This is a genomic window from Ectothiorhodospira mobilis (assembly GCF_016584115.1).
Classification (GTDB): Bacteria; Pseudomonadota; Gammaproteobacteria; order Ectothiorhodospirales; family Ectothiorhodospiraceae; genus Ectothiorhodospira; species Ectothiorhodospira mobilis.
Map to the genome: position 1 here is coordinate 27,656 of NZ_NRSK01000005.1, position 21,587 is coordinate 49,242.

21 protein-coding genes, 1 pseudogene and 1 CRISPR repeat array are annotated in these 21,587 nt (G+C 66.9%); of the genes and pseudogenes, 3 read left to right on the top strand and 19 right to left on the bottom strand.

From position 1 onward, the window contains the following. Positions 1 to 11 precede the first annotated feature (11 nt). Together CKO33_RS03320 and CKO33_RS03325 are read right to left on the bottom strand one after the other, a co-directional pair. Positions 12 to 1,457, bottom strand: coding sequence for an OmpP1/FadL family transporter (locus tag CKO33_RS03320; RefSeq protein ID WP_200179280.1), 1,446 nt, complete (start codon positions 1,455 to 1,457; stop codon positions 12 to 14). A gap of 226 nt (positions 1,458 to 1,683) precedes the next feature. Further along, positions 1,684 to 2,460 (bottom strand): class I SAM-dependent methyltransferase, encoded by a 777-nt coding sequence (locus CKO33_RS03325; protein ID WP_200179282.1) that lies wholly within the window; start codon positions 2,458 to 2,460, stop codon positions 1,684 to 1,686. 119 nt (positions 2,461 to 2,579) lie between these two features. Here CKO33_RS03325 and CKO33_RS03330 point away from each other — a divergent pair, with 119 nt between their 5' ends. Then, entirely contained in the window at positions 2,580 to 4,016 is a 1,437-nt protein-coding gene (locus CKO33_RS03330; protein ID WP_200179284.1) for an aminotransferase-like domain-containing protein, read from the top strand. A 74-nt stretch (positions 4,017 to 4,090) separates the two neighbouring features. Continuing rightward, positions 4,091 to 5,512, top strand: coding sequence for an MATE family efflux transporter (locus CKO33_RS03335; RefSeq protein WP_207146431.1), 1,422 nt, complete (start codon positions 4,091 to 4,093; stop codon positions 5,510 to 5,512). Positions 5,513 to 5,539: 27 nt separating this feature from the next. Here the strand turns inward: CKO33_RS03335 and CKO33_RS03340 are convergent, their stop codons facing one another. The 6 genes from CKO33_RS03340 to CKO33_RS03365 all read right to left on the bottom strand — a co-directional run bounded on the left by CKO33_RS03340 (position 5,540) and on the right by CKO33_RS03365 (position 10,843). Beyond that, positions 5,540 to 6,727: a GGDEF domain-containing protein gene (locus CKO33_RS03340; RefSeq protein WP_200179286.1), complete on the bottom strand. Its 1,188-nt coding sequence runs from the start codon at positions 6,725 to 6,727 to the stop codon at positions 5,540 to 5,542. Beyond that, positions 6,720 to 7,619, bottom strand: coding sequence for a glycine betaine ABC transporter substrate-binding protein (locus CKO33_RS03345; protein WP_200179288.1), 900 nt, complete (start codon positions 7,617 to 7,619; stop codon positions 6,720 to 6,722). The genes CKO33_RS03340 and CKO33_RS03345 overlap by 8 nt, the downstream gene beginning before the upstream one ends. A gap of 99 nt (positions 7,620 to 7,718) precedes the next feature. After that, positions 7,719 to 8,873 (bottom strand): NAD(P)/FAD-dependent oxidoreductase, encoded by a 1,155-nt coding sequence (locus CKO33_RS03350; protein ID WP_200179290.1) that lies wholly within the window; start codon positions 8,871 to 8,873, stop codon positions 7,719 to 7,721. Between the two features lie 151 nt (positions 8,874 to 9,024). Then, complete coding sequence (locus CKO33_RS03355) at positions 9,025 to 9,447, bottom strand: hypothetical protein (RefSeq protein ID WP_200179292.1); 423 nt, start codon at positions 9,445 to 9,447, stop codon at positions 9,025 to 9,027. A 278-nt stretch (positions 9,448 to 9,725) separates the two neighbouring features. Then, on the bottom strand, positions 9,726 to 10,004 hold the full coding sequence (locus CKO33_RS03360; RefSeq protein WP_200179294.1) for a phage virion morphogenesis family protein: 279 nt from the start codon (positions 10,002 to 10,004) through the stop codon (positions 9,726 to 9,728). Between the two features lie 674 nt (positions 10,005 to 10,678). Then, the gene (locus tag CKO33_RS03365; protein WP_200179295.1) at positions 10,679 to 10,843 is read right to left on the bottom strand and encodes a hypothetical protein; all 165 of its coding nucleotides are present in this window, start codon (positions 10,841 to 10,843) and stop codon (positions 10,679 to 10,681) included. An 18-nt stretch (positions 10,844 to 10,861) separates the two neighbouring features. On the opposite strand from CKO33_RS03365, the gene CKO33_RS03370 reads away from it, so the two are divergent. Then, complete coding sequence (locus tag CKO33_RS03370) at positions 10,862 to 11,098, top strand: hypothetical protein (RefSeq protein WP_200179297.1); 237 nt, start codon at positions 10,862 to 10,864, stop codon at positions 11,096 to 11,098. A gap of 124 nt (positions 11,099 to 11,222) precedes the next feature. Here the strand turns inward: CKO33_RS03370 and CKO33_RS13465 are convergent, their stop codons facing one another. From CKO33_RS13465 to casA, 11 genes and pseudogenes are all read right to left on the bottom strand, one after another. Next, positions 11,223 to 11,513: a phage tail assembly protein gene (locus tag CKO33_RS13465; RefSeq protein WP_242472444.1), complete on the bottom strand. Its 291-nt coding sequence runs from the start codon at positions 11,511 to 11,513 to the stop codon at positions 11,223 to 11,225. A gap of 28 nt (positions 11,514 to 11,541) precedes the next feature. After that, positions 11,542 to 11,784, bottom strand: a pseudogene (locus tag CKO33_RS13980) (phage major tail tube protein); the annotation flags it as partial. A gap of 135 nt (positions 11,785 to 11,919) precedes the next feature. Beyond that, a complete protein-coding gene (locus tag CKO33_RS03380; protein ID WP_200179298.1) occupies positions 11,920 to 12,225 on the bottom strand; it encodes a hypothetical protein in 306 nt (101 codons plus the stop codon). Between the two features lie 22 nt (positions 12,226 to 12,247). Beyond that, a complete protein-coding gene (locus tag CKO33_RS13985; RefSeq protein WP_369128160.1) occupies positions 12,248 to 12,445 on the bottom strand; it encodes a PBECR2 nuclease fold domain-containing protein in 198 nt (65 codons plus the stop codon). A 33-nt stretch (positions 12,446 to 12,478) separates the two neighbouring features. Then, positions 12,479 to 15,435: direct repeats of the CRISPR family, unit length 29 nt; unit sequence CGGTTCAGCCCCGCGGGCGCGGGGAACGG. A gap of 114 nt (positions 15,436 to 15,549) precedes the next feature. Next, the gene (gene cas2e / locus CKO33_RS03390) at positions 15,550 to 15,843 is read right to left on the bottom strand and encodes a type I-E CRISPR-associated endoribonuclease Cas2e (RefSeq protein WP_369128161.1); all 294 of its coding nucleotides are present in this window, start codon (positions 15,841 to 15,843) and stop codon (positions 15,550 to 15,552) included. 6 nt (positions 15,844 to 15,849) lie between these two features. Beyond that, positions 15,850 to 16,776 carry a type I-E CRISPR-associated endonuclease Cas1e gene (cas1e, locus tag CKO33_RS03395; protein ID WP_200179303.1) on the bottom strand — a complete coding sequence of 309 codons (927 nt, stop codon included), beginning with the start codon at positions 16,774 to 16,776 and terminating at the stop codon, positions 15,850 to 15,852. After that, positions 16,773 to 17,477: a type I-E CRISPR-associated protein Cas6/Cse3/CasE gene (cas6e, locus tag CKO33_RS03400; protein ID WP_200179305.1), complete on the bottom strand. Its 705-nt coding sequence runs from the start codon at positions 17,475 to 17,477 to the stop codon at positions 16,773 to 16,775. The genes cas1e and cas6e overlap by 4 nt, the downstream gene beginning before the upstream one ends. Beyond that, entirely contained in the window at positions 17,477 to 18,211 is a 735-nt protein-coding gene (gene cas5e, locus CKO33_RS03405; RefSeq protein WP_200179306.1) for a type I-E CRISPR-associated protein Cas5/CasD, read from the bottom strand. Before cas5e ends, cas6e begins: the two co-directional genes overlap by 1 nt. Positions 18,212 to 18,225: 14 nt before the next feature. Continuing rightward, entirely contained in the window at positions 18,226 to 19,263 is a 1,038-nt protein-coding gene (gene cas7e, locus CKO33_RS03410; protein WP_200179309.1) for a type I-E CRISPR-associated protein Cas7/Cse4/CasC, read from the bottom strand. Positions 19,264 to 19,321: 58 nt separating this feature from the next. Further along, positions 19,322 to 19,921, bottom strand: coding sequence for a type I-E CRISPR-associated protein Cse2/CasB (gene casB, locus CKO33_RS03415; RefSeq protein WP_200179316.1), 600 nt, complete (start codon positions 19,919 to 19,921; stop codon positions 19,322 to 19,324). Continuing rightward, a complete protein-coding gene (casA, locus tag CKO33_RS03420; RefSeq protein WP_200179318.1) occupies positions 19,918 to 21,513 on the bottom strand; it encodes a type I-E CRISPR-associated protein Cse1/CasA in 1,596 nt (531 codons plus the stop codon). Before casA ends, casB begins: the two co-directional genes overlap by 4 nt. Positions 21,514 to 21,587: the final 74 nt, after the last annotated feature.

Genomic DNA, 21,587 nt, shown 5'->3' on the forward strand with positions numbered 1-21,587 from the left:
GACCTGGTGTTTCAGAAGCGGTAACCGTAGTTCATCCGCCAGACGGTCTGGCTATGGCGCATCTCCACCCCGGAGGCGGCCTGGGTGACGCGCACCTCCGGGGCGTAAGTGGCCGAGGCGTGGAGTTGGCTGCGGGGGGTGAAGCGGTAGCTGAAGCCGCCGCTCAGATGGTGCTGCACGATGGCGGGGAAGAGGGGGTTCACCGTTTCGTCGGGGATGGGGTTGCTGGCGTAATTGGTGCCCCCCCGCAGGGTCCAGCGGTTGTTCAGGCGATAGGCGGCCCCCACGGAGATCACCGTCTGGTCCTGCCAGCGCTGCTCCAGTTCGGCATCCAGACGCGTCCCGGCGAAGGCTCCGTTGCTGGCAGAGGCATCGGCGGTGAAGGTCATCTCCAGCCCCTCCATGGCCTCGGACCAGTTCAGATGGCGCAGATCCGCCGCCAGCAGCAGGCGGTCGCTGGCACGGTAGGCCATCCCCAGGCCGAAGCTCTCCGGCCACTGGAAATCCCGCACCCGGATCCGCCCCGTCACCGGCACATCCTGGAATCCGTCCCCGAAATCCGCACCGAAGGCGAGGCGGGCATCCCCGCTGCTGAGATCGTCCAGCCGGGTCTCGCTGTGGTAGGTGGCCCCCACGGCCAGGCGATCCGTCATCTGCAGCAACACCCCCAGCTTGCCCGCCAGTCCGTTGGCCGAGGCCTCGCCGGTGAAACGGTCGTCGTTGCTGAAGTCAAAGCGGGTATAGCTCACGTCCTGGATCGTGCCGTTCCCCAACAGGGTATTGAACCCATCCACCATGGAACCCTGGGCCGAACCCAGACCCGGGGTGCCCCCGGGCCGGGCCATTCGGCCGAAGGTGGCCCCGTCCAGGTCCATCTGCAGGTCCAGACCCGCCCAGATGTAGTCCAGCTGCACCGCCAGGGAGACCCGGTCGTTCACCTCGAAGGCCAGGGGGAACATGACCCGCCCGAGGCTCAGCTCGGAACGGATGGACTGACCCGAGAGGGGGGCCATGCCCCCCATCAGGGTCCGCCCCTGGGAGAACAGGAGGGAATCCGAGCGGTAATCGGTGCCCATCCCCCCCTGGGCCATGACGGCGGCCCCGTAGCTCACCCGGCCCTGCTTGCGCACCAGGGAGAGGGAGGGCATGTGATACCAGCGCCCCCGGCTCTCATCCGTCTGCTCCGTACCCGGGGCGCGGACCTCCACCCGGGGGGCCAGCAGGGTGTAGCCCAGCCCCAACACGTCCTGCCCGGGGGCGCGCAGGCCCAGGGTCGCCGGGTTGTTCATCACGGCGGAGTTCCCTGTCTCATGGGCCAGACTGGCCCCACCCATGCCCCCGGCGATGGCACCAAAGGCATCCATGTTCATGGCATTGGTGGCCTGGGCCGCCAGCGGGGTCAACAGCGCTCCGGGCACGGAGAGGGCCGTCAGGGCCCGTGCCAGTCTCATGGTCATCCTCTAAGCCTCCCTTGGAATCCTTGTTCTTTTTTACGCCCCGCTCGGTATGGATCTGCCTGCGGCGGCAAATTGAAATATATCAAAAATGAATATACTTAGAACACAAAAGGATTTGATGGGGGCATCGATTCCGCTGTTGCCTGCAACGCACACACCCGCCGCGGACCGATACCGCGGCGGGTGTGTGTCCGGCGATGCCGGAGGGATCCTCCCGGATCGGGGATCAGGCGGGACGGAAGGCCACCTGCTGCACGAAATCCACGTCATGAAAGTCATAGGGGCGGCGCAGATCGCCGAAGCGCTCCACGTTCACAAAACCCGCATCCTCCAGCAGATGGCTGAGATAGTCCTGGCGCAGGGGGTACATCTTCAACTCGAAACGGGCGCCGTCGGAGAAGACATACTCGAACCGGGCCATGGTGCGATGCAGTTCCACCGGACCCACGTCCACGCCCTCGCCGGTGTAGCAGTAGGCGTGCTTGGAGCTGTAGCCCTCGTCCAACATGGCATCGTAGTTGCGCTGGTCGATCACCAGCATGCCACCGGGGCGCAGCACGCGGAAGATGGCCCGCAGGGCCGTGCGCCGGTCTTCATGATCAAACAGATGGGTGAAGGAATTGCCCAGGCAGACGGCGGCGTCGAAACGCTCTGTGCCCAGGGTGTCGTCCAGCACGCGCCAGTCCACCACGCGGGAATTGGCGAACTGTACGCCGTGATGGTCTGCATTTTCCTTGGCCTTGGCGAGCATGTTCTCGGAGCCGTCGGCGGCGGTGACGTTGAAACCGGCCTTGGCCAGGGAGACGGCGTTGACCCCTGTGCCGCTGGCGATGTCGATGACATCCTTCACTCCATGGGCCTTGAGCAGCCGGTTGTAGAAGGCCCCCTCCCGCTCCAGACGGGTCTCCCAACCCACCAGGTCATCCCAGTATTCCGCAAAGCTGCGGGTATACTGCTTGTAATGATTGCCGGTATCGGCGTTGAGTGCTTGCTCCTGGCTCATCTCTGAACTCCTGTGTTGTCTGCTTGCGAAGGGAGCCCGTATTGTGGGGACCGTCCCCAAACCGATACAGATGCAGTTCACGGGATTTCAAAGCGGTACAGTTTCGCTATCCTGGGGACATGGGGGAGCATCTCTACGAACGCGTCGCCGCCGGCATCGAGCAGCAGATCGAACAGGGCACCTACGCCCCCGGGGACCGGCTGCCCGGCGTGCGCCGCCTGCGGCGCCAGTTCGGGGTGAGCATTGCCACGATGGTGGCCGCCTGCGAACTGCTGGAACAGCGGGAGATCCTGGAGGCGCGGCCGCGCTCCGGATTCTATGTACGCGAACGCCCCGATCATCTGCCGGCACCGGCGGAGTCCTCCACCGAACCCGAAGGTCCCAGCCTGGTCTCCGGACAGGAACGGGTGCTGGAACTGGTACAGTCCCACAACGTCCCGGGGATCATCTCCCTGGGGGCCGCGGCCCCGCCGGCGGAATGTCTGCCCGAGGCGGCCCTGGACCGCAGCTTCGCCCGGGTACGCCGCACCCAGCGGGCCCGCATCGGGGCCTACGACTTTCCGCCGGGCAGCCCGGAGCTGCGCACCCAGATCGCCCGTCGCATGGCCGACGCCGGCTGCAGCCTGGGCCCGGACGACATCGTGCTCACCCAGGGCTGCCAGGAGGCTCTCACCCTGAGCCTGCGGGCGGTGGCCCGTCCGGGGGATGTGATCGCCATCGAGTCCCCCACCTTCTACGGCATCCTGCAGGCCATCGAGTCCCAGGGTATGCGGGCCCTGGAGATCGCCACCGATCCCGCCTCGGGCATGCGCCCCGAGGCCCTGGAACGGGCCCTGGAGACCTGGCCTATCCGGGCCTGTGTGATGATGCCCAGCTTCGGTAACCCCCTGGGGCACCTGACCCCCGATGCGCGCAAGGCCCGGTTGGTGGACCTGCTGGGAGGCCGCGGGATACCGCTGATCGAGGACGATGTCTACGGCGAATTGGCCTTCCACGGCCCCCGCCCCTGGGCCGCCAAGGCCTGGGACACCCGCGGCGAGGTGCTCTACTGCGGCTCCTTCTCCAAGACCCTGGGAGCCGGACTGCGGGTGGGCTGGGCGGCCCCGGGCCGCTATCGGGAGCGGATGACCTACCTGAAATACGCCACTGCCCAGGCCACCGCCACCCTGCCCACCCTGGCGGTGGCGGACTACCTGGAACAGGGGGGGTACGACCGCTTCCTGCGGCGGGTGCGGCGCCACCACGAACGCCAGGTGCGGCGCATGGCCGACGCCGTGCGCCGCCACTTCCCCGCCGGGACCCGTCTCACCCGCCCCCGGGGCGGATTCGTGCTCTGGGTGGTGCTGCCCGAGGGCGGGGATGCCCTGGCGCTGCAGCATCGCGCCCTGGCGGCGGGGATCAGCATCGCCCCGGGGCCCATCTTCTCCCCTACGGGTCGCTATGGGCGCTGCCTGCGGCTGAACTGCGCCCTGCCCGGCTCGGTGGATGTGGAGGCCGCCCTGGCCCGCCTCGGGGCCCTGGCGTGCGGGGCCGAATCAGAACCCGGGCTCCCCTGAGGCGGGTTTGACAGACACAGCGGATTTGGCGTATCAACCCCGCCTCCCTCCATGCCCCACGGCCGGAGCGCCCCTTGCCTCCCATCCTCCAACGCAGCCTGGGCGAGACCCGCCGTCTGGCCCTTTTGGCCCTACCCATCCTGGGGGCACAGTTCACCCAGGCGGGCATGGGCGTGGCGGACGTGATCATGACCGGCCGTCTGGGGGCAACGGATCTGGCCGCCGTCTCCGTGGGCTCCAGCCTGTGGATGCCCCTGATGCTCTTCATGACCGGCACCCTCATGGGCCTGACCCCGGTGGTGGGCCAGTTGCTGGGCAGCGGCGGCATGCAGGCCATCCGGGAACGCACCCACCAGGGGGTGTGGCTGGCCCTCGGCCTGGGGGGCCTGATCGCTTTGGCCCTCTGGATCCTGCCCGCCCCCCTGTTCCGGCTCATGGATGTACCCGGGGCGGCAGCCGGGCTGGGGGTGGATTACCTCCGGGCCCTGGGGCTGGGGATGCCCGGCATGGGCCTGTTTCTGGCCCTGCGGGCCTTCTCCGATGGCCTGGGGCACACCCGCCCCGCCCTGTGGATCGGCCTGGTGGGACTGGGGGTGAACGTGCCGGCCAACTACCTGCTGATCTACGGCGGCCCGGGCCTGGAGGCCCTGTTCCCCGTGCCCCTGCCGGCGCCCCTGGCCGGCCTCCCCGCCCTGGGGGCCACCGGCTGTGGCCTGGCCACGGCCCTGGCCTTCTGGAGCATGGGCCTGGCCATGCTGCTCTACACCCGCCGCTGCCGCGTCTACGACGCCATCGCCCTGTGGACACGGCTGACCCCGCCGCGCCCGGCCCTGCTGGGAGAACTGCTTTATGTGGGGGTACCCATCGGCGTGGCCATCTTCGTGGAGGTGACCCTGTTCACCCTCATCGCCCTGCTGGTGGCCAGCCTGGGAGAGATCACCGTGGCGGCCCACCAGGTGGCCCTGAACCTCACCTCCTTCGTCTTCATGCTGCCCTTGTCCCTGGGCATGGCCCTCACCGTGCGCGTCAGCCATGCCCTGGGCACGGGACAGTCCGGGAGCGCCCGTTTCGTGGCCTGGAACGGTGTGCTGGTCTCACTGCTGGCAGCGGCTTGCAATGCCCTGGTGCTGGGCCTCTGGGCCGACCCCGTCATCGGCCTCTACAGCCACGACCCCCAGGTGCAGCGGCTGGCGGTCTCCCTCATCAGCCTGGCCATCCTGTTCCAGATCTCAGACGCCCTGCAGTTGAGCATGGCCGGGGCCCTGCGGGGCTATAAGGACACCCGCGTGCTCATGGGCATCACCCTGCTGGCCTACTGGGGGGTGGGGCTGATGGGGGGGCATCTGCTGGCCACCCGGGGACTGCCTGACCTGCTCCCACCACTGGGGGTGCACGGCTACTGGCTGGGGCTGATCTGCGGCCTGACGGTGGCGGCCCTGCTGCTGGGGGTGCGGCTGCAACGGTTGAGCCACAGGTGGCAGGATGCCCGGGGATGAAACCCCCCTCCCCGGGGCGAGCGCACGTCAGTGGCAGACCACCCGGTTGCGCCCTTCCTGCTTGGCCTGATAGAGGGCCCGGTCGGCCCGTTCCAGCAGGGCCTCCGGATCCACATGGCCGCGGACGGCGGCCACCCCGATGCTCACGGTGACCGGCAGGCGGATCCCCTGCGCCTGGGGCGGCCGCTCCACCACCCGCCGCCGTACCCGCTCTGCGATCTTGACGGCCTCCTGCCGCCCCGTCTCGGGCAGCAGGATGCCGAACTCCTCCCCCCCGAGACGCGCCGGCAGGTCCGACTGACGCAGGTCCTCCTGCAGGGCTGCCGCCAGGTGCACCAGTACCTGATCCCCCACGGCGTGACCCTGGGTGTCGTTGAGCTGCTTGAAGCGATCCACGTCCACCATCATCACGGCGGTGTCATGGCGATGACGACGGGCCAGGGCCAGGGCGCTGGCGAAGCATTCCTTGAAATAGCGGCGGTTGGGCAGACCCGTGAGGGGATCGTGATAGCTCAGGTAACGGTGGCGGGCCTCCCGCTCCTGACGGCGCTGCTGGCGCGAGAGCCAGCCACGGATGGCCACGGCCCAGGCGGAGACGGCCACGGCGATGAGCATCATCACCAGCACCAGCACACCGGCGATGGTGGTCTTCTCCAGGGTGGCCCGGGTGCGTACCCTGTGACGCAGGGTATCGGTGAGGGCCTGGGCGGTCTCCTCCAGGTCCAGCTCCGCCTTGAGATAGGTCCAGCCCTTCACCAGATCGTTGGCCGCCTCCAGCTCCCCCCGGCTGACATGATGGAAGGCCTGCCGGGCCATATCCCGGGTGGCGGCGATATGGCGTTCCAGAACCGCCACCTGCTCCGCCACCACCGGAGTATCACTGAGCCGGGCCACCTGCCCGGCCAGGGCGGTGAGCTCCTGCTGGCTCTGACGATGCCGCTCCTGCCAGCGCAGATCCCCGGTGGCCACCGCCAGTTGCACCGCCATCTCGCGGCGCTTGATGTGATAGAGCAGGCCACCGGAGGCGTGTTCCAGGGCCAGCTTCTCCTCGGCAAAGGTATCCACCACATCGAAGGAATAGAGCAGACTCCACACCAGGATGCACAACAGCAGGGTACTGGACAGGGCGGCCACCCAGAACCAGGGATCCCGGGGCATGCGGGCCTCCCGGGGCGATTCCTCCCAGGGAGGCTCCCGTGATATCGGTTCACTCATCAAGCCAGCGGTCCACCAAGGCCTCATTCGCTGCAATCCAGCGCCGGGCGGCCTCCTCAGGGGAGGTACCCTCTTCCTGCATCCACAGCATCACCTGCTCCATGTCCCGGACCGTCCAGCGGAAACGGGAAAGAAAATCGTATACCCGGGGGCGGTCCTCCTCCAGCCCGCGGCGCACCAGGGTGTGGATGGCCCCGCCCTCGCCATAGACCCCACGGGGATCCTGCAGATAGCGCAGATCCCAGCGCTGGAACATCCAGTGGGGCGTCCAGGCGGTGACGACGATCCAGCGATCCTCCGCCACGGCCCCTTCCAGGATGGTGGTCATGGTGGAGTCGCTGCCGGAGATCAGCCGCAGCCCATCCAGGGCATAGGCCTCCAGGGCCCGCCGGGTGCGCCGCATGATCCCGGCATCCGGCTCGATGCCGATGATCTTCCCATCCAGGCGACCGGCGACCCCGGCCAGTTCCGGGATGGACTCCACCGGCAGATGGGCCGGCACCGCCAGTCCGATGCGGGTACCCTCCAGATGCGGCCCCAGGTCCACCACCCGGTCGCCGTAACGGGCCTGTTGATCCGCCTGCAGGGGCAGCCAGGCGGCCACCGTGGCATCCTGATCCCCCGCCGCCACAGAGGCCCAGAGGGCCGTGAGGGTCACCGGCAGGAGTTGGCATTCGAGGCCCAGCCGGTCCTCGATCACCGCCTTCACCACATGGGTGCTGGCGATCTCCGAGTCCCATTCCACATACACCAGCCGCACCACCCCCTCATCCGCCTCCGTTTCCTGATGCGGTGCCGGATCCTCCGGAGCACACCCGGCCAGGAGGAACAGGAGGAGCAGGATACAACCCGCGGTCCGGCGTCCCCGCCAGAACATGCGCTGCGTTCTCATGCCAACACGTCCTTGCAACGGACCTCTCCGGAAACGGGCACAACACAAGGCCACAGTACATCCATGGTATCGGATGCCCCGTCGCCTTTCCCAGCAGGATCACTCATCCAGGATCGGCGGCAGGTCCCGGGTGAGCTCCTGACGCGCCTTCACCGCCTCAGTCCCCGTGAGGGCAAAGCCCAGCAACCGTCCCCCGGGGTCCAGGAAGCGGGCCTTGACCCCCTCCCCCACCGGCACCACATCCCAGGCCCCCTCCGCCTGTGGATCCGGCGGCGCCACCACCACGGGATGAAGGGTGGTCTTCACCTGCACGGGCATCGCCGGATACCGGACGGGGGTGACCTCCCCCGCCAGGGTCCGGGCCAGGGCCTTGGCGGCATGGCGGATGGGGGCCACATAGGGCAATACCCGTCCCTCCACCTGGGCACAATCCCCCAGGGCATACACACCCGCAGCGGAGGTGGCCAGATGGCGGTCCACGCAGATACCCTGCTGCACGGCAAGGCCCGCCCCCCGGGCCAGATCGACACGGGGGCGCACCCCCACCGCGGAGAGAACGGCCCCCGCCTCCAGGTCGGTCCCATCCTTCAGGGAAAGACGATAGCCCGACCCACAGCGGTCGATGCGTTGCACCACAGTGCCAAGATGGAAACGGACCCCGGCGCCCTCCAGGCCCCGCTGCACGGCCTGTCCCGCAGCCTCGGGCACAAGCCGCCCCAGGGGCCAGGCATCGGGGCCGATGACCTCCACGGCCCGCCCGCTGGCGGCAAGGTCATTGGCGAACTCGCAGCCGATCAGTCCCGGCCCGATGAGGGCCACCCGTTCCACCTCCTCGATGGCCTGACGGAATCGCACATAATCCGTCAGGTCGTTCACCATCAGGACGGCATCGGCCGCGTCCCCCGCATAGGAGAAATGGATGGGTTCCGCCCCCAGGGCCAGTACCAGGGCGTCATAGTCCAGGGTACGGCCATCCTGCAGCCGCACCCGGCGCTCATCGGGGATCAGGGCACTCACCGGGGTCTGGGTCAGGATGCGGGCGTCCAGTTCCTCCGCCATCGCCTCGGCGGTGCGCTGCACCAGATCCCCGGGCGACTGCCCCCGTCCCAGGGCCCCGGAAAGCATGGGCTTGGTGTAGTACGCCCCATCGTCCCGGGTCACCAGGGTCAATGCTGTGTGCGGATCCCGGGCACGCCACTCCCGCGCCAGGGTATACCCGGCCAATCCGGTACCGATGATGAGGACCCCTGACATGGGAAAGCTCCGGGAATGGGACTTCCCAGAGGATAGACCCGCAGGATCAGGTCTGGCGATATGGACGGGAGATGCGGGAGAACAACAGCCCCGCCCCAGGGATTGATGCACCGTTGGGATCAGGCATCATCCAACGGACCGGACACAAGGTTTACACCATGAAACGCAGGGCGGCCAATGTCAGCCCCAACGAGGTGGCGATGAAACCCAGCACCCAATAGAACTGACGATCCTGACGCTTGATCAGCATATCGAAACGCACATCGTTCCTGTCAAAACGCCTTTCCATCTGTTCAAAACGCTGATCCACCTGCTCAAAGCGCCTTTCCACCTGTTCGAAACGTTTGTCCATGTCCTCGCGCATGGCCTCGAAGCGCCTATCCATTTGCGCAAACCCCTCGCGCATCAGTTCCCGCTGATGCTTGAGTTCCTCTTCCACCCGCACCATGCGTTCCCGCAACTCGATCTCATAGACAGCCGGCGGCTTGCCCAGGCTTTGCTCGGCCAGCCACTCGCCCAGATGCTCCTTGATGTCGTTCCGGATAAGCTCAAGGTCACTTTCAGCCAGGGCCATCGGGGTCTCTCCCTGTGGAGATGGAGTCATGGAAGAGTATGCCATAGATGAACACACAGACCCGCCGAGGCAGAGTCCGGGAAGTGCGCCGGGGTCTTCCGCAGGAGCTTCAAGACCCGCACCCACTCCTGGGAGCGCCGAGCCCCAGCTCGGCCCCCTTTATCGATGCCAAGTTAGGAGTCGGTGCTCCCGGGATATCGCTTCATCCTGCATCCGTGGCTCCCCTTGCCGGGAATACGGAAATCCCGCCCCGGCGGTGGCCACTTGGCGAGAATTCGTCACGGATTCAGGAAGGAGGACATGCAGAACGCCGACAACCCGAATCCCACCAGACATGCGCTGGCCAAGCGGCTGCCGGCATCCAGCTCTGGCCAGTACGCCGCGTTGCCCGGCCAGGGTGTGCCGTCCGGCCCCTCCTTGTCCCGGAAGCGGCGCCGGGTGCTCTGCACCAGGAGCTCGCCGGCCTCCTGGAAGACCGCGCGCAGATCGCCGCCCGTACCTGCCAGGCGCTCCAGGGCGGCGGTAACCTCGCGGCTGTCGATCTGCACTTCGATCACGGCTATACTCCTATAAGACTTGGCGAGCGCATCGGACCGTCGTGCTCATACCACGAAAAGTTGCGGACGTTGTGGCAGGGGTGCCTTGCGGCCTGATATAAAACGTTTCCAGTGCCAGCATCTTGCGTTTCCTGCGCACCTCAAACACCGCCTCATAGATATCCCCGTCGCGCTCCAGGCGCTGCTTGACCAATGGATGCCCGATGCGCTTCGCGCTGCCGGCGTCCTGCCAGCCTTCCCTTCATTCAGCAGCCGCCCCAGCACAGCATAATCGCGAGCAGACACGGCACGCTGACCTCGTGGCCGCTCCGTGGCGTCGCTTCCGTGAGTATCAGCAATGTGGCGCACGGCCATGGCGTCCAGGGCGAAGTCATAGCCGGACACATCCGCCTCCGCAAGATCGCCGATGGCGCGCCGGTCGGCCTCGGTCAGTAGCCCCAGAGTCCAGTACGGGGGCGTATCCAGCGCCTGGTCCCGCCCCTCCAGTACACGCTGGGCATAGCGGCGCACATCATCCGCCACGGAAGGCAGGGCCGGTAGCTGCGGGCCAGGTGATCCCGCATCCCTGTAGGCATTCCCTGCGGTTTAGCCCCGCGGGCGCGGAGAACAGTCCCTCAGGGCGACCTTCAGGTCCTGGGCGTTCATGCCGGTGGCGGCCACCTCCTGCGACATTTTCAAGGACAGGAAGGTAGCGCCGAGCGCGTCATCTGCTGGCCGACCTCGGCCATGCGGTGGGCCTTGCTGGTCAGGTCCCCCATGGCATTGGTCACCTTCCCGATCGGGCCGGAGGCCTTGTCGATCGCGGACAGGATCACTGCCATGTTGAAGAGATTGTCCACAGGCCCTATCCTCTAACCATGACTGGCTTTCTCGCCCCCTTCTTCATCGCCTTCGGTATCGGCGCCGGCATCGCCGCGCTGCTGACCATCATCGCGGCCGTCAGCGTGACGGCGCGGGAGCTTCTCCTGCTGGTCTGGGGGCTGGCGAAGGAGACCGTCACCATGCCCCGGACCTTCTGGTGCGCGATCAAGGAAGGCTGGGAAGAAGGCGGTCGGCGAGACCGTGAGAGGCAGGAGCGGAAGGCGAAGCGCTAACGCTGCCCCGCCTTCATCGCCTCGTTCTTCCGCCTCACGTAGTCGGCGTAGTCCTCCAGCTCGCCCAGCACATCATCCCAGCTCATCTCCATCAGGTCGGCGTGGCCGACCACGCCCTCCGCCTTCAGCTGGGCGAGGTGATGCCGGGTAACGAGCCGCCGTTTCCCATGACTTCGCCCTGGAGCTTGAGCACGTCGCCAAGGTCCATGTCCTCCACGTCCTCGATGGTCAGCGGCTTGCCGTCCACGGTGGCCAGCGCGGCGATCAGGCCGTAGGCGATCTTCATGGGCTCGTTGGTGCCCCCGGCCATGCGCGAGGCGGTCAGCAGGTCGCGGCCCTTGCCCTTGCGGATGGCGGCCTTGCGGCCGTCGCCCAGGGTGATCTCCGGCAGATCGGTCTTCTTGGTGTCGGTCATGATCTATCAGCCCCCGATGTGCTTGGCTGGCGCAGATCTGGAACTGGTGGGCCCTGAACGGGGTGGCCCCGGCGCGCAGGTGGTCGGCGTAGAAGCCGGTCCACTTGGTGGACATGGACAGCGCCTCCAGCCCGGCCGGCAGCTCCAGGGTGCCGAGCATGCCGAGACCGGAATGCTCGCTCATGGCCGGGCTGATCTCGGGCAGCGTCACCTCTCCGGCCCGGCCGATCAGGTTATTGGTGCCGTCGAGATAGACGTTGGCGTCCTGAATTCACAGAATAAGTGCCGCAAAACTTTTCCCGATGATTGCTTATAGCGGGTATGCGGTAACCGCCCGTTCTGCGATCTCTCAGCGTCGCGCGATTGCAGTCCGCCTGATCGAGCCCTGTGCCGCACATTCTGAGGCCTATAAGGCCTCTTTGGCGCTCTTCTCGGACGACTCTTTCCGGGCAGGTTGTCCGGCGACCATACGGTGCCTACCATAGGCATCGACTAGTTGGAGGCTGGGAGCGGCCCCGGAAGCCTTTGCCAGTCGACTGCCGGCGCCGCTGCCGGCGAGTCCCCTATCCATCATTACTTCCCAGCCATAGATCAAGCGCCCGACGCGCTGCCCCTGTGCGTAGCTGGCCTTGCTGGTCAGCACCACCGTCCAGGCCTCGAAGCGCCCTTCCACCGCCTGAGCGCTCAGCACGACGAAGCGGTCCTTATCCATCGGCAATCCCTTGGCCAATCGTTTACGCAGGTGGACCTTGCCCCGTGCCTTGGTGGCGTTCGAAGCTGAGCCAGATCTCGCTCGGGTCCGTCAGAACATCGTCGAGGTGGCTGAGGTAAGGCAGCCGGTCCGCCGGGACATGATCGGCCAGAGCCTTTGCGGTGACCGCCAGCTTTGTACCATCCGGCAGATCGACCACCTTCTGCGGCGCGCCCAGGATACGCTCGACATAGGCGCGGCGATCGCCCCCGACCAGTTCAGCCCCGCGGGCGCGGGGAACGGATCTCCCGTACCGAGTCGATGACGTGATCGTCCGGTTCAGCCCCGCGGGCGCGGGGAACGGGGACGGGATACCACCTGAATCAACCCATGCCCCGGTTCAGCCCCGCGGGCGCGGGGAACGGAGCGTGACCGATCGTCCAATCTATTATCACGGCGGTTCAGCCCCGCGGGCGCGGGGAACGGGGGGGCGCCACGAAGCTGGCGGAAAAGACCGGCGGTTCAGCCCCGCGGGCGCGGGGAACGGGTCGCGCACCGCGCTGAACAGCTGCGCGGTGTCGGTTCAGCCCCGCGGGCGCGGGGAACGGAATCCCTTGAGCCACGCCCAAGCCGTCGCGGCCGGTTCAGCCCCGCGGGCGCGGGGAACGGGCCCTCGTACAGCGGCGTGGCGAAGCTGCCGCCGGTTCAGCCCCGCGGGCGCGGGGAACGGTCGGTCGAGGGTGATGTCGCAATAGCCGTCGGCGGTTCAGCCCCGCGGGCGCGGGGAACGGTTGGCGTGCTGGCAGATGCCGAGGTAGCTGTTCGGTTCAGCCCCGCGGGCGCGGGGAACGGGTGCACCGGACGGTCCGCCCCCAGCAGGATGGGGGTTCAGCCCCGCGGGCGCGGGGAACGGCTGCAAAGGCGACGATTAAGCGCCCGTTGCTGCGGTTCAGCCCCGCGGGCGCGGGGAACGGACGTCGTCGGGGATCAGGATGCCGCGGGCCTGCGGTTCAGCCCCGCGGGCGCGGGGAACGGGTCCCAAGGCGGTACGAATTTCCTGCTGGCGTCGGTTCAGCCCCGCGGGCGCGGGGAACGGGAACTCGTACCACGGAGATGCGGGATCCGATCCGGTTCAGCCCCGCGGGCGCGGGGAACGGGGCGTGCGAGTCGTTGCCTTGAGCTGCAGGAACGGTTCAGCCCCGCGGGCGCGGGGAACGGTTCGACATGCGTAGCAGGCTGGCTTTCAGTGCCGGTTCAGCCCCGCGGGCGCGGGGAACGGTCAATCCCCTCGGAGGCGCTGCCGGTGGCGGCCGGTTCAGCCCCGCGGGCGCGGGGAACGGTGTTTCAGCAACTCGCGCTCTTTGGGCGTGGCCGGTTCAGCCCCGCGGGCGCGGGGAACGGCACTGCCCAGGTGGCGCATGCGTGGCTGTCGGCGGTTCAGCCCCGCGGGCGCGGGGAACGGGGCTTCTACCGATGGCTGTATCGCAATGGCCACGGTTCAGCCCCGCGGGCGCGGGGAACGGGCCGGGGCCGATATCCTCCAGATCCAGGCGCTCGGTTCAGCCCCGCGGGCGCGGGGAACGGGTGAGGTGGCCCGTGATCTGCGCGTCGGTGATCGGTTCAGCCCCGCGGGCGCGGGGAACGGCGGTCCCGGTCTCGGGGGGCACGGATCTGCAGCGGTTCAGCCCCGCGGGCGCGGGGAACGGTTGTTGTAGTAGCCGGCCTGGACCCCAGTGGCCGGTTCAGCCCCGCGGGCGCGGGGAACGGCCGCCGGTGGCCTGCGTGACCAAATTGATGTGCGGTTCAGCCCCGCGGGCGCGGGGAACGGGAACCCATCGGCCCGTGGACTGCCCGACGACGCGGTTCAGCCCCGCGGGCGCGGGGAACGGTGGAAGCTGATCTGCGAGTTTGCGGGCATCGACGGTTCAGCCCCGCGGGCGCGGGGAACGGGGATGGGGCGCTCGCCGCGGTTTTCCAGCAGGGGGTTCAGCCCCGCGGGCGCGGGGAACGGTCCCGGTACTCGCATCCCTCACACTGCGGGTACGGTTCAGCCCCGCGGGCGCGGGGAACGGCGAAGCCCAGGCGCACCTAGTTGTAAACTGCACGGTTCAGCCCCGCGGGCGCGGGGAACGGCCCGGGTGCAGCCCGGGGCACCCTCACCAGAACGGTTCAGCCCCGCGGGCGCGGGGAACGGGCCCGCATGAAGAAGGGGGACGGGTACCGGTTCGGTTCAGCCCCGCGGGCGCGGGGAACGGCTTGAGAGCGTCGACCCCTACGACGCGCAAGCCGGTTCAGCCCCGCGGGCGCGGGGAACGGGGAACCGGAAGACCCGGGGCTGGACCCGATCACGGTTCAGCCCCGCGGGCGCGGGGAACGGGGCAGATTAACCCGTGGACCCGTGGATTAGGGCGGTTCAGCCCCGCGGGCGCGGGGAACGGGGCTCTGAAAAGTCGGGCGCGTCAAGTGCGGGCGGTTCAGCCCCGCGGGCGCGGGGAACGGGGCGTCACCCAGCCCGTGACCATCCGCCACACCGGTTCAGCCCCGCGGGCGCGGGGAACGGACGAAGACGGGAACCTGCAGCAGCTCTATCGGCGGTTCAGCCCCGCGGGCGCGGGGAACGGGCCGTCCTGGAAGACGTGGCCGCTGACTCTCAGGGTTCAGCCCCGCGGGCGCGGGGAACGGACCTGGAGCAGGATGGTAACGGCTGGGTGGGACGGTTCAGCCCCGCGGGCGCGGGGAACGGCGAAATGGCGAATAAGCGATTCCGAAATGGGGCGGTTCAGCCCCGCGGGCGCGGGGAACGGTATAGGATGCGCGCTTCGTCGCGGTCAGGCAGCGGTTCAGCCCCGCGGGCGCGGGGAACGGCGATCATCTGCATGCGCGTCATGGCGCTCACACGGTTCAGCCCCGCGGGCGCGGGGAACGGGACGGCGGCGCTGGGGTATATGGCCGTCCAGCCGGTTCAGCCCCGCGGGCGCGGGGAACGGCGGCAGTTGGTACTCGCCCAGCGCCTCGCGCACGGTTCAGCCCCGCGGGCGCGGGGAACGGGTAGCCGGGCGCGGTGGACCTGCTCGCCCTGGCGGTTCAGCCCCGCGGGCGCGGGGAACGGCCGGCACCTGGGCGGCGCGCTCGACGTAGACACGGTTCAGCCCCGCGGGCGCGGGGAACGGGAGTGGAGCGAGACGCGCGACAGCGACGACGACGGTTCAGCCCCGCGGGCGCGGGGAACGGACTTCATCTAATATACTGAATGAAAAGGCTTTACAGGGAAAGCCATGAGCCACCAGCGAGAATACCCCCAAGACGAATTTTCATTTTGTTAAAGAACACCTTCAGATCAACAACTTACGTTTCCTCTTCCGGAGACGGGGCGAACCGCACCAGCTGCAGTCCCTCGTAATCCACTGGTATGCGGCGATTTTTCCCGCATGTCTGGAACTCGAAGCCGGATTCGTGTTGACTCGCCCAGGCCATAACCACGTTCCCATCATCGACCAGGGCGTTGACCTGTTCCCAGATCAGTTCCCGGACCCGACGCGATACATCCCCGATATAGACACCGGCCCGGATTTCCAGAAGCCAGATGGCCAGCCTTCCCCGTAGGCGGGGCGGGACGGCCTCGGTGACGACGACCAGCATGGCCATTTACTGACTCCTGTGTCCCACGTCGCCTATGGATTGCGCCTCGGGGATGGCCGGTGGTTGCGCCTCTGGCGCAGGGGGCGGGGGCTCGATCCCCCCTGCGGCAAGGACTTCCTCAATGAGAGGGATCATTCGCTGCAGCAGCTTCGTTTTGCGGAAGGACTCCCGACAGGCGATGCGCACCGCACGCTCGGGCTGGGCTGCTCCCTTGGCCGCGATCTGGAAGGCCACCGGGACGACGGTTTCGAATTTCACGATATCGGCAATGTCGTACACAAAACTCCGGGGCTTGCCCGTGTGGAGAAACCCGATGGCGGGCGCATACCCCGCTGCCAGGATTGCTGCCTCACAGACCCCGTAGAGGCAGGAGGTGGCAGCAGAGAGGCACTGATTGACCGGATCGGAGCGATCCCATTGCTCGGGGTCGTAACGGCGACCCTTCCACTCGATGCCGTACTGTCGGGCGAGTTGCTGGTAGGTCTTGCGCACTCGCGCGCCTTCGATCCCGCGAAGCTGATCCACGGAACGTCGTGAGGGCGGTTCCTCCTGGAAACGCAGGGCATACATCCGCCGAACGACCTTGAGTCGCAGATCCTCTTCAAGGGCAAGCCGGGCCTGGTACAGCAATTTGTCGGAACGGGCTCCCCCGGGCTGGCCTGCGGAATACAGCCGAACGCCACCCTCACCCACCCAGATGAGCAGCGTGCCGACGGTGGCCGCCAGTTTCACGGCGGCATGAGAGATGCGGGCCCCGGGCTCCAGCAGGAGGCAGACCACCGACCCAACCGGGATATGCATGCGTTCGCCGTTGATCTCGTCCACCACGACGAAGGCCCCATCCCGCACGTCGAGCTGTCCCCGCCCCACGAAGACCATGGAGACCCGATCCTTGAGGGGGATGGGCTTCAGGGGTACGAATGACTCGCTCATGACTCGAGGCGGCGTATCATCCACATCCCACAGCCAAAGGCACGGCTGCGACCGATCCCCTCCTCCAGGGTCTGGCGGAAACGCTCGGGATCGGTCACTTCAAGCCGACCCTCGAAGTCGATGCTGCTGAAACGGATTTCACCGCCCTTGCGCCGGTAGGTGTGCTGCCGGTAGCCGCTGGTTTGTGGATCTACAGGGAGCCGGTAGCCGTGGCGCGCAGCCCGTTCGGAGTCACCCAGCCAGGACCGGGCGGCGTCCTCCATGCGTTCCCTGATCATGATCCGATCCTTGATGCCTTCCTCTTTTGCAGCCTTTTTGGCATCCATGAGCACATCATGGCGCCGTGAACGCTGCCGCCCCTCCACCGCACGGGCCACGACCGGATTGGCTCGCAGCCGGAAGGCGATTCGCTGCCCCGTCTCCAGCTTTGGGGCAAAGGGCTTGCTCTCGCATTCCAGCAGTCCGGGCACGGGGATGGGTTCTACCTGGGAGAGGACATAGAACATCGGCATGCCACGCGCGCCTCCATGAAGCCCGGCGTCGTGCTCCAGTTCCTGCCGGAAAAGAAAGGGGCGGTCGGTGTTATCAGGAAAGAGCCGCCACAGAAGTTGGTGAATACCATAGGCATGCCCTGCCATGAGTTGAGACAGGGTATGGGCATCGAATCCTGCGGTGGCTACCCGCACTCGACTGAGATACATCAGGTCTCCTCCCTGCTTTGATGCCAATACTCCGGTCGGGGGGCAAACTGCCAGCGTCCGCGGTGCAAAGGATCATCGTACGGGTGGCGGATCTCCTGGGGTTCGATATCGCCGCCGTCTCCCTCCCAGACATAGACAACTTCCGGGGCCATCCTCAGCAAACGTCGTTCATATGACTCACCCCAGGGTGTCATCGCCGGGAAGGGGGTATCCAGCGCAGCCCGGAAGCCTGGTGCCTGGACGATCCGTGGTGCCAGGGGGGCGGCCGGCGGGCAGGCCTTGCGCCCCAGTGCGAGCGGGAAACGGGGACGCTCCAGCGCCGCTTGCAGGGTCGCCAGATCCAAGCCGGGGTCGTCAGTCTCGGGGATGGCCACTTTCCAGTAGCCGTCACACCGGTAATCACGGGTCGAGAGGATGGTATTCAGGCGGTCCCGGGGCGCTGCAAGTTCATCCTTCCGTGTCCGGCGGCGGGCCTTGCGGTCGTGGGATGGCACCTGAGCGGTATGGTAATCCTGGACCAGCACTCCCGGACTCACCTGCTTGACGCCAAAACGCACCGCTGCCCCCAAGGTGGTCAACGCGGACTCGTCACTGCGTGGGATCCCCAGCGCCGCCGCCAATAATCCCAGAAGCGCTGAGCGGCCGGGATGGGTGGCGCTTCGCCGGATCTCTCCGGTTGCGGGTACGCCCCAACTGGCCAGCGATCCGTAGAGCTGGAATACCAGGTAGTCCATGGCTGTATTTCTCCTTAAGCGCCGACGACAAAACGCTTCAATTCGTCCAGGCTGCCCGTACCTTTCAGGGCATTGAGGGTATAGACGGAATCGGCGCATGCCCCATAGACCTGATCGAAGTTCTCGGCCTGCTGTTCCAGGACACGGATGGAGGCCTCACCATAGTCGTGGTCCTGAACGGGCTTGAGGAAGGCCACGGAGAGGGAGCGCGGCTGCTGTCCCCCCCGCTCTGCCCGGACATAGGATGCATAGGCGTGGGATCCGAAGCTGTTCTGTTTGCCGCGGGGTGCAACCTTCACCGCCGCCTCGGTCAGCGCCTCGACGGCGCGATCGGCGAGTTCAGTATCCCCGCCAAAGTTATCCACCAGTTGCTCGCGGTCGATGCAGAGATAGCTGTAGAACAGACCGGCGGCAAAGCCGTTTTCACCGATATGGCCGGCCCCCCTGTCCTCCTCCCCCGTGTTCAGATCGTCCACGGCGGTAAAGTAGTCATCCTCCACCACGACCCGGTGGGTCGTGATCGCATGCGCCACCTGGCAGGCCGCCTCGACGTTGTAGCCGGGATCGGCGGCCAGCATGCGGCCAAACAGCGCGATATCCGCCGCAGATGGGGTGTGCCGAAGGAGATCGAGTTCCTTCTCGGTGGGCTCGCGCTGCTCACGGATCAGCGTCTCGGTGAGTTCATCCACGGCCCGGCGCTCCTCGGGGCTGATATGGGCGAGTTGCTCGATATGCAGGCCATCCTTTTGCAGCTTGCCGAAGACGTGGGCGATCTTCCCGGCCCAGGCAACGGCCTTCTTTTCCGGGATGCCGCCTGCAACAAGGCGTTCATGGATCTCCGGGCCCAAGCGCTTGGTCCGGGTCCCCAGATGCCCGGCCAGGGCTTGCTGAAACACCCGGGAGACGCGCCAGTTGCGTTTGAGGCTCTGGGAGGAGACGCGCAGACGCTCGGCTCCGCCCATGGTGGCGGTCTTGGGTCGGCCCAGGTCATCCCGATTGAGATTGGCCGGGGGGTAAGAGGTCAGCATGTGCAGCTGAATGAAATGAGTCATGGAGACGGCTCCCTCGTCGAGTGCAGATCGGAGTGAAATGGTCAGACGGTATGATGGCCTAGTGCTGGTAGCAGGCGAGACGGGTGAAGTAGGCGTCGGCCCAGCGAACCGCCAGGCGATGATCCGGCCGGGCCGCGAAGTACCCGCTCTTTTCCCGGTGCCAGAGCAGGAGATCGTCGGCCAGTGATCGAACATCCACGCGTTGATCGATCAGATGAACGGCGCGCCGCGCCCGGCGTACAAACTCGTCCAGATCCCGGCTCTGCAGGAGTTGTCGAAAACGCAGCTCACTCACCACCGGGCTACTGCTGCCCGCCGGTTCGCGTTCTGCAGCCATGGCGGCGGCGAAGGTTCGATCAGGCACGTGCTCATCCACCTCGGCCAGCAGGATGGCAACGGCGCCCCAGGCACGCATGTCCCGGGAAGTCCGGCGTCCCTGCGGAAGTGCGAACCAGAGATGGCGAAAGCCTTCGCTGAGGAGGGCATCGTCAGGGCCCGTTGCCCGACGTAGCACGGCGCGCGCACCGCTCGAATACGGGGAAACCCCCTCTTTCTGCACACCATGCAGGCGTGCCCACCACTCCCGCAGGCCTTCCGCTACACCTTCTTCCCCCTCACGATCCCGCAGGACCTGGGGACTGAATCGCTTTTCGCTCATGCTGCCGCCTCCTGCTCCGCCTGCTGGCGCAGGCGCTTCATCTCCCGTCCCCCGCTCAACCACGAGCGGAGCCCATTTCTAGCTGCGATGACCCGTCTGAGATCCATGCCCTGTTCATCGGCAGTCAGCGCAAGGGACTCAAACACCTCGTTCGCCGCCCTGCTCACCACCTCCAGCCAGCGACGGGCAACGGCCGGAGGCAGGCCTGTACGGCCGGCCTCGACCGCCTCCGCCAGCTGCGGCAGGCAGGCATAGAAATCACCGGTGGTCGCCTCCCAGAAACGATGCTGAATGAAACCGAAATCCCCCTTGGCGTCCCGGGGGCGGGAGAACCAGGCTTCCTTCACCGCATCCTGGGTGCGCTTGGCGGCCTTCACCGCGGCCTGATCCAACTGGCGGATCCCGTGGAGGAAAAGATCACGCCGATCCTCCGGGACCGTGACCAGGGGCATCTCGGTGCTGTACCACCCCCTTGGCTTGTTCTGCTTGAGGTCATAGCCGAAGACCCAGAGCCTGGGCTGCCTTCCCCCCTGGAGGAGCCGCCGTTTCGTCTCCAGGTAGTCCTGCACCACCAGGGCCGGCAGATGCCCTCGCTCGGGATCCTCCAGGGCAAGGGATTCCCAGTGCCGATACCCGAGCCCGCCCTGTTGCCCCTTCAGGGAATAGGGGGTCTCGTCCGGCTTCTTCGGATCGAAACGATAGGGGGTGAGTGGATGGCGGAAGGGACCATCGTAGTTGTAGCCGAGGTTGGTCATCCGCAGGCTTCGAAGCAACTGGGAGGTTTCCCGGCCGCAGACCTGGCAGGTCCCAGGCCCCTCGGGGCTTCCCAGGCGGATGCGGTTGGGCATGGCCCAATAGAGGTGCAGCGGATGGACTTCCTCGGGGGTCGTCACCTGTGTGCTTGAACCCTTCTCGCTGGTTCGGGTCGGCACCAGCCAGGGGAAGATTCGCCCGTCCGTGGGACGGGGGTCAGGGTAGCGGAAGCGCCGGTGATCCCGGGGAAGGATATTGAGAAGCAACTTGTGCCACAGCGGCACCTCCGGATCGTGGGGCAGAACCAGCGTGGTCAGCGGACCGCCACCACGGATACCGACCCGGTAGCCCGTACCACCAGCCGGCCCGGTTGCCTGGAAATTGTACAGGGCCACCGCCGCGCAGGCCGGACACATGGCCTCTCCAATCCCGCGCTTCACGAAATGGTCGGTGTTCAGCTTGAGGCCCTGCACGCCGGGGGATTCGATGAGCAGGGAAGCGATAGGGGCATCCCGGGCTTCCTCAAGGGGGTCCAGATCCTGCAGGAAGCAGGGCCCCTCCCCAAGAAGCCCGAAGGCATCCCGCCAGGGGGCGAGGTCCGTCTCCAACGCCTGCCGCGATGGAGGTTCCTGCCATAGCCTGAACCAGTCCTTGCGGTTCGCGGGAGCCAGGACGGTCTGGAGCAGTGCGATAAGAAGCTGCCAGCCCGCCCCGGTGAAGTCGGCCCGGGGGAAGGCGAGGTCCACCAGATCAGGGTCCGTGACCGCAGACGGTGGGGCATAGACCCTTTCCCCATCACGGCGGCGGAAAGGCAGCCAGGGCTCATCAATGAGGTTCATACGCTCTTCCTTGCGAGAGTGGCTGGTCTCACGGTGCCCCGGTTGGTTGGGGCGCCATAAGCACTTGAGGTTTT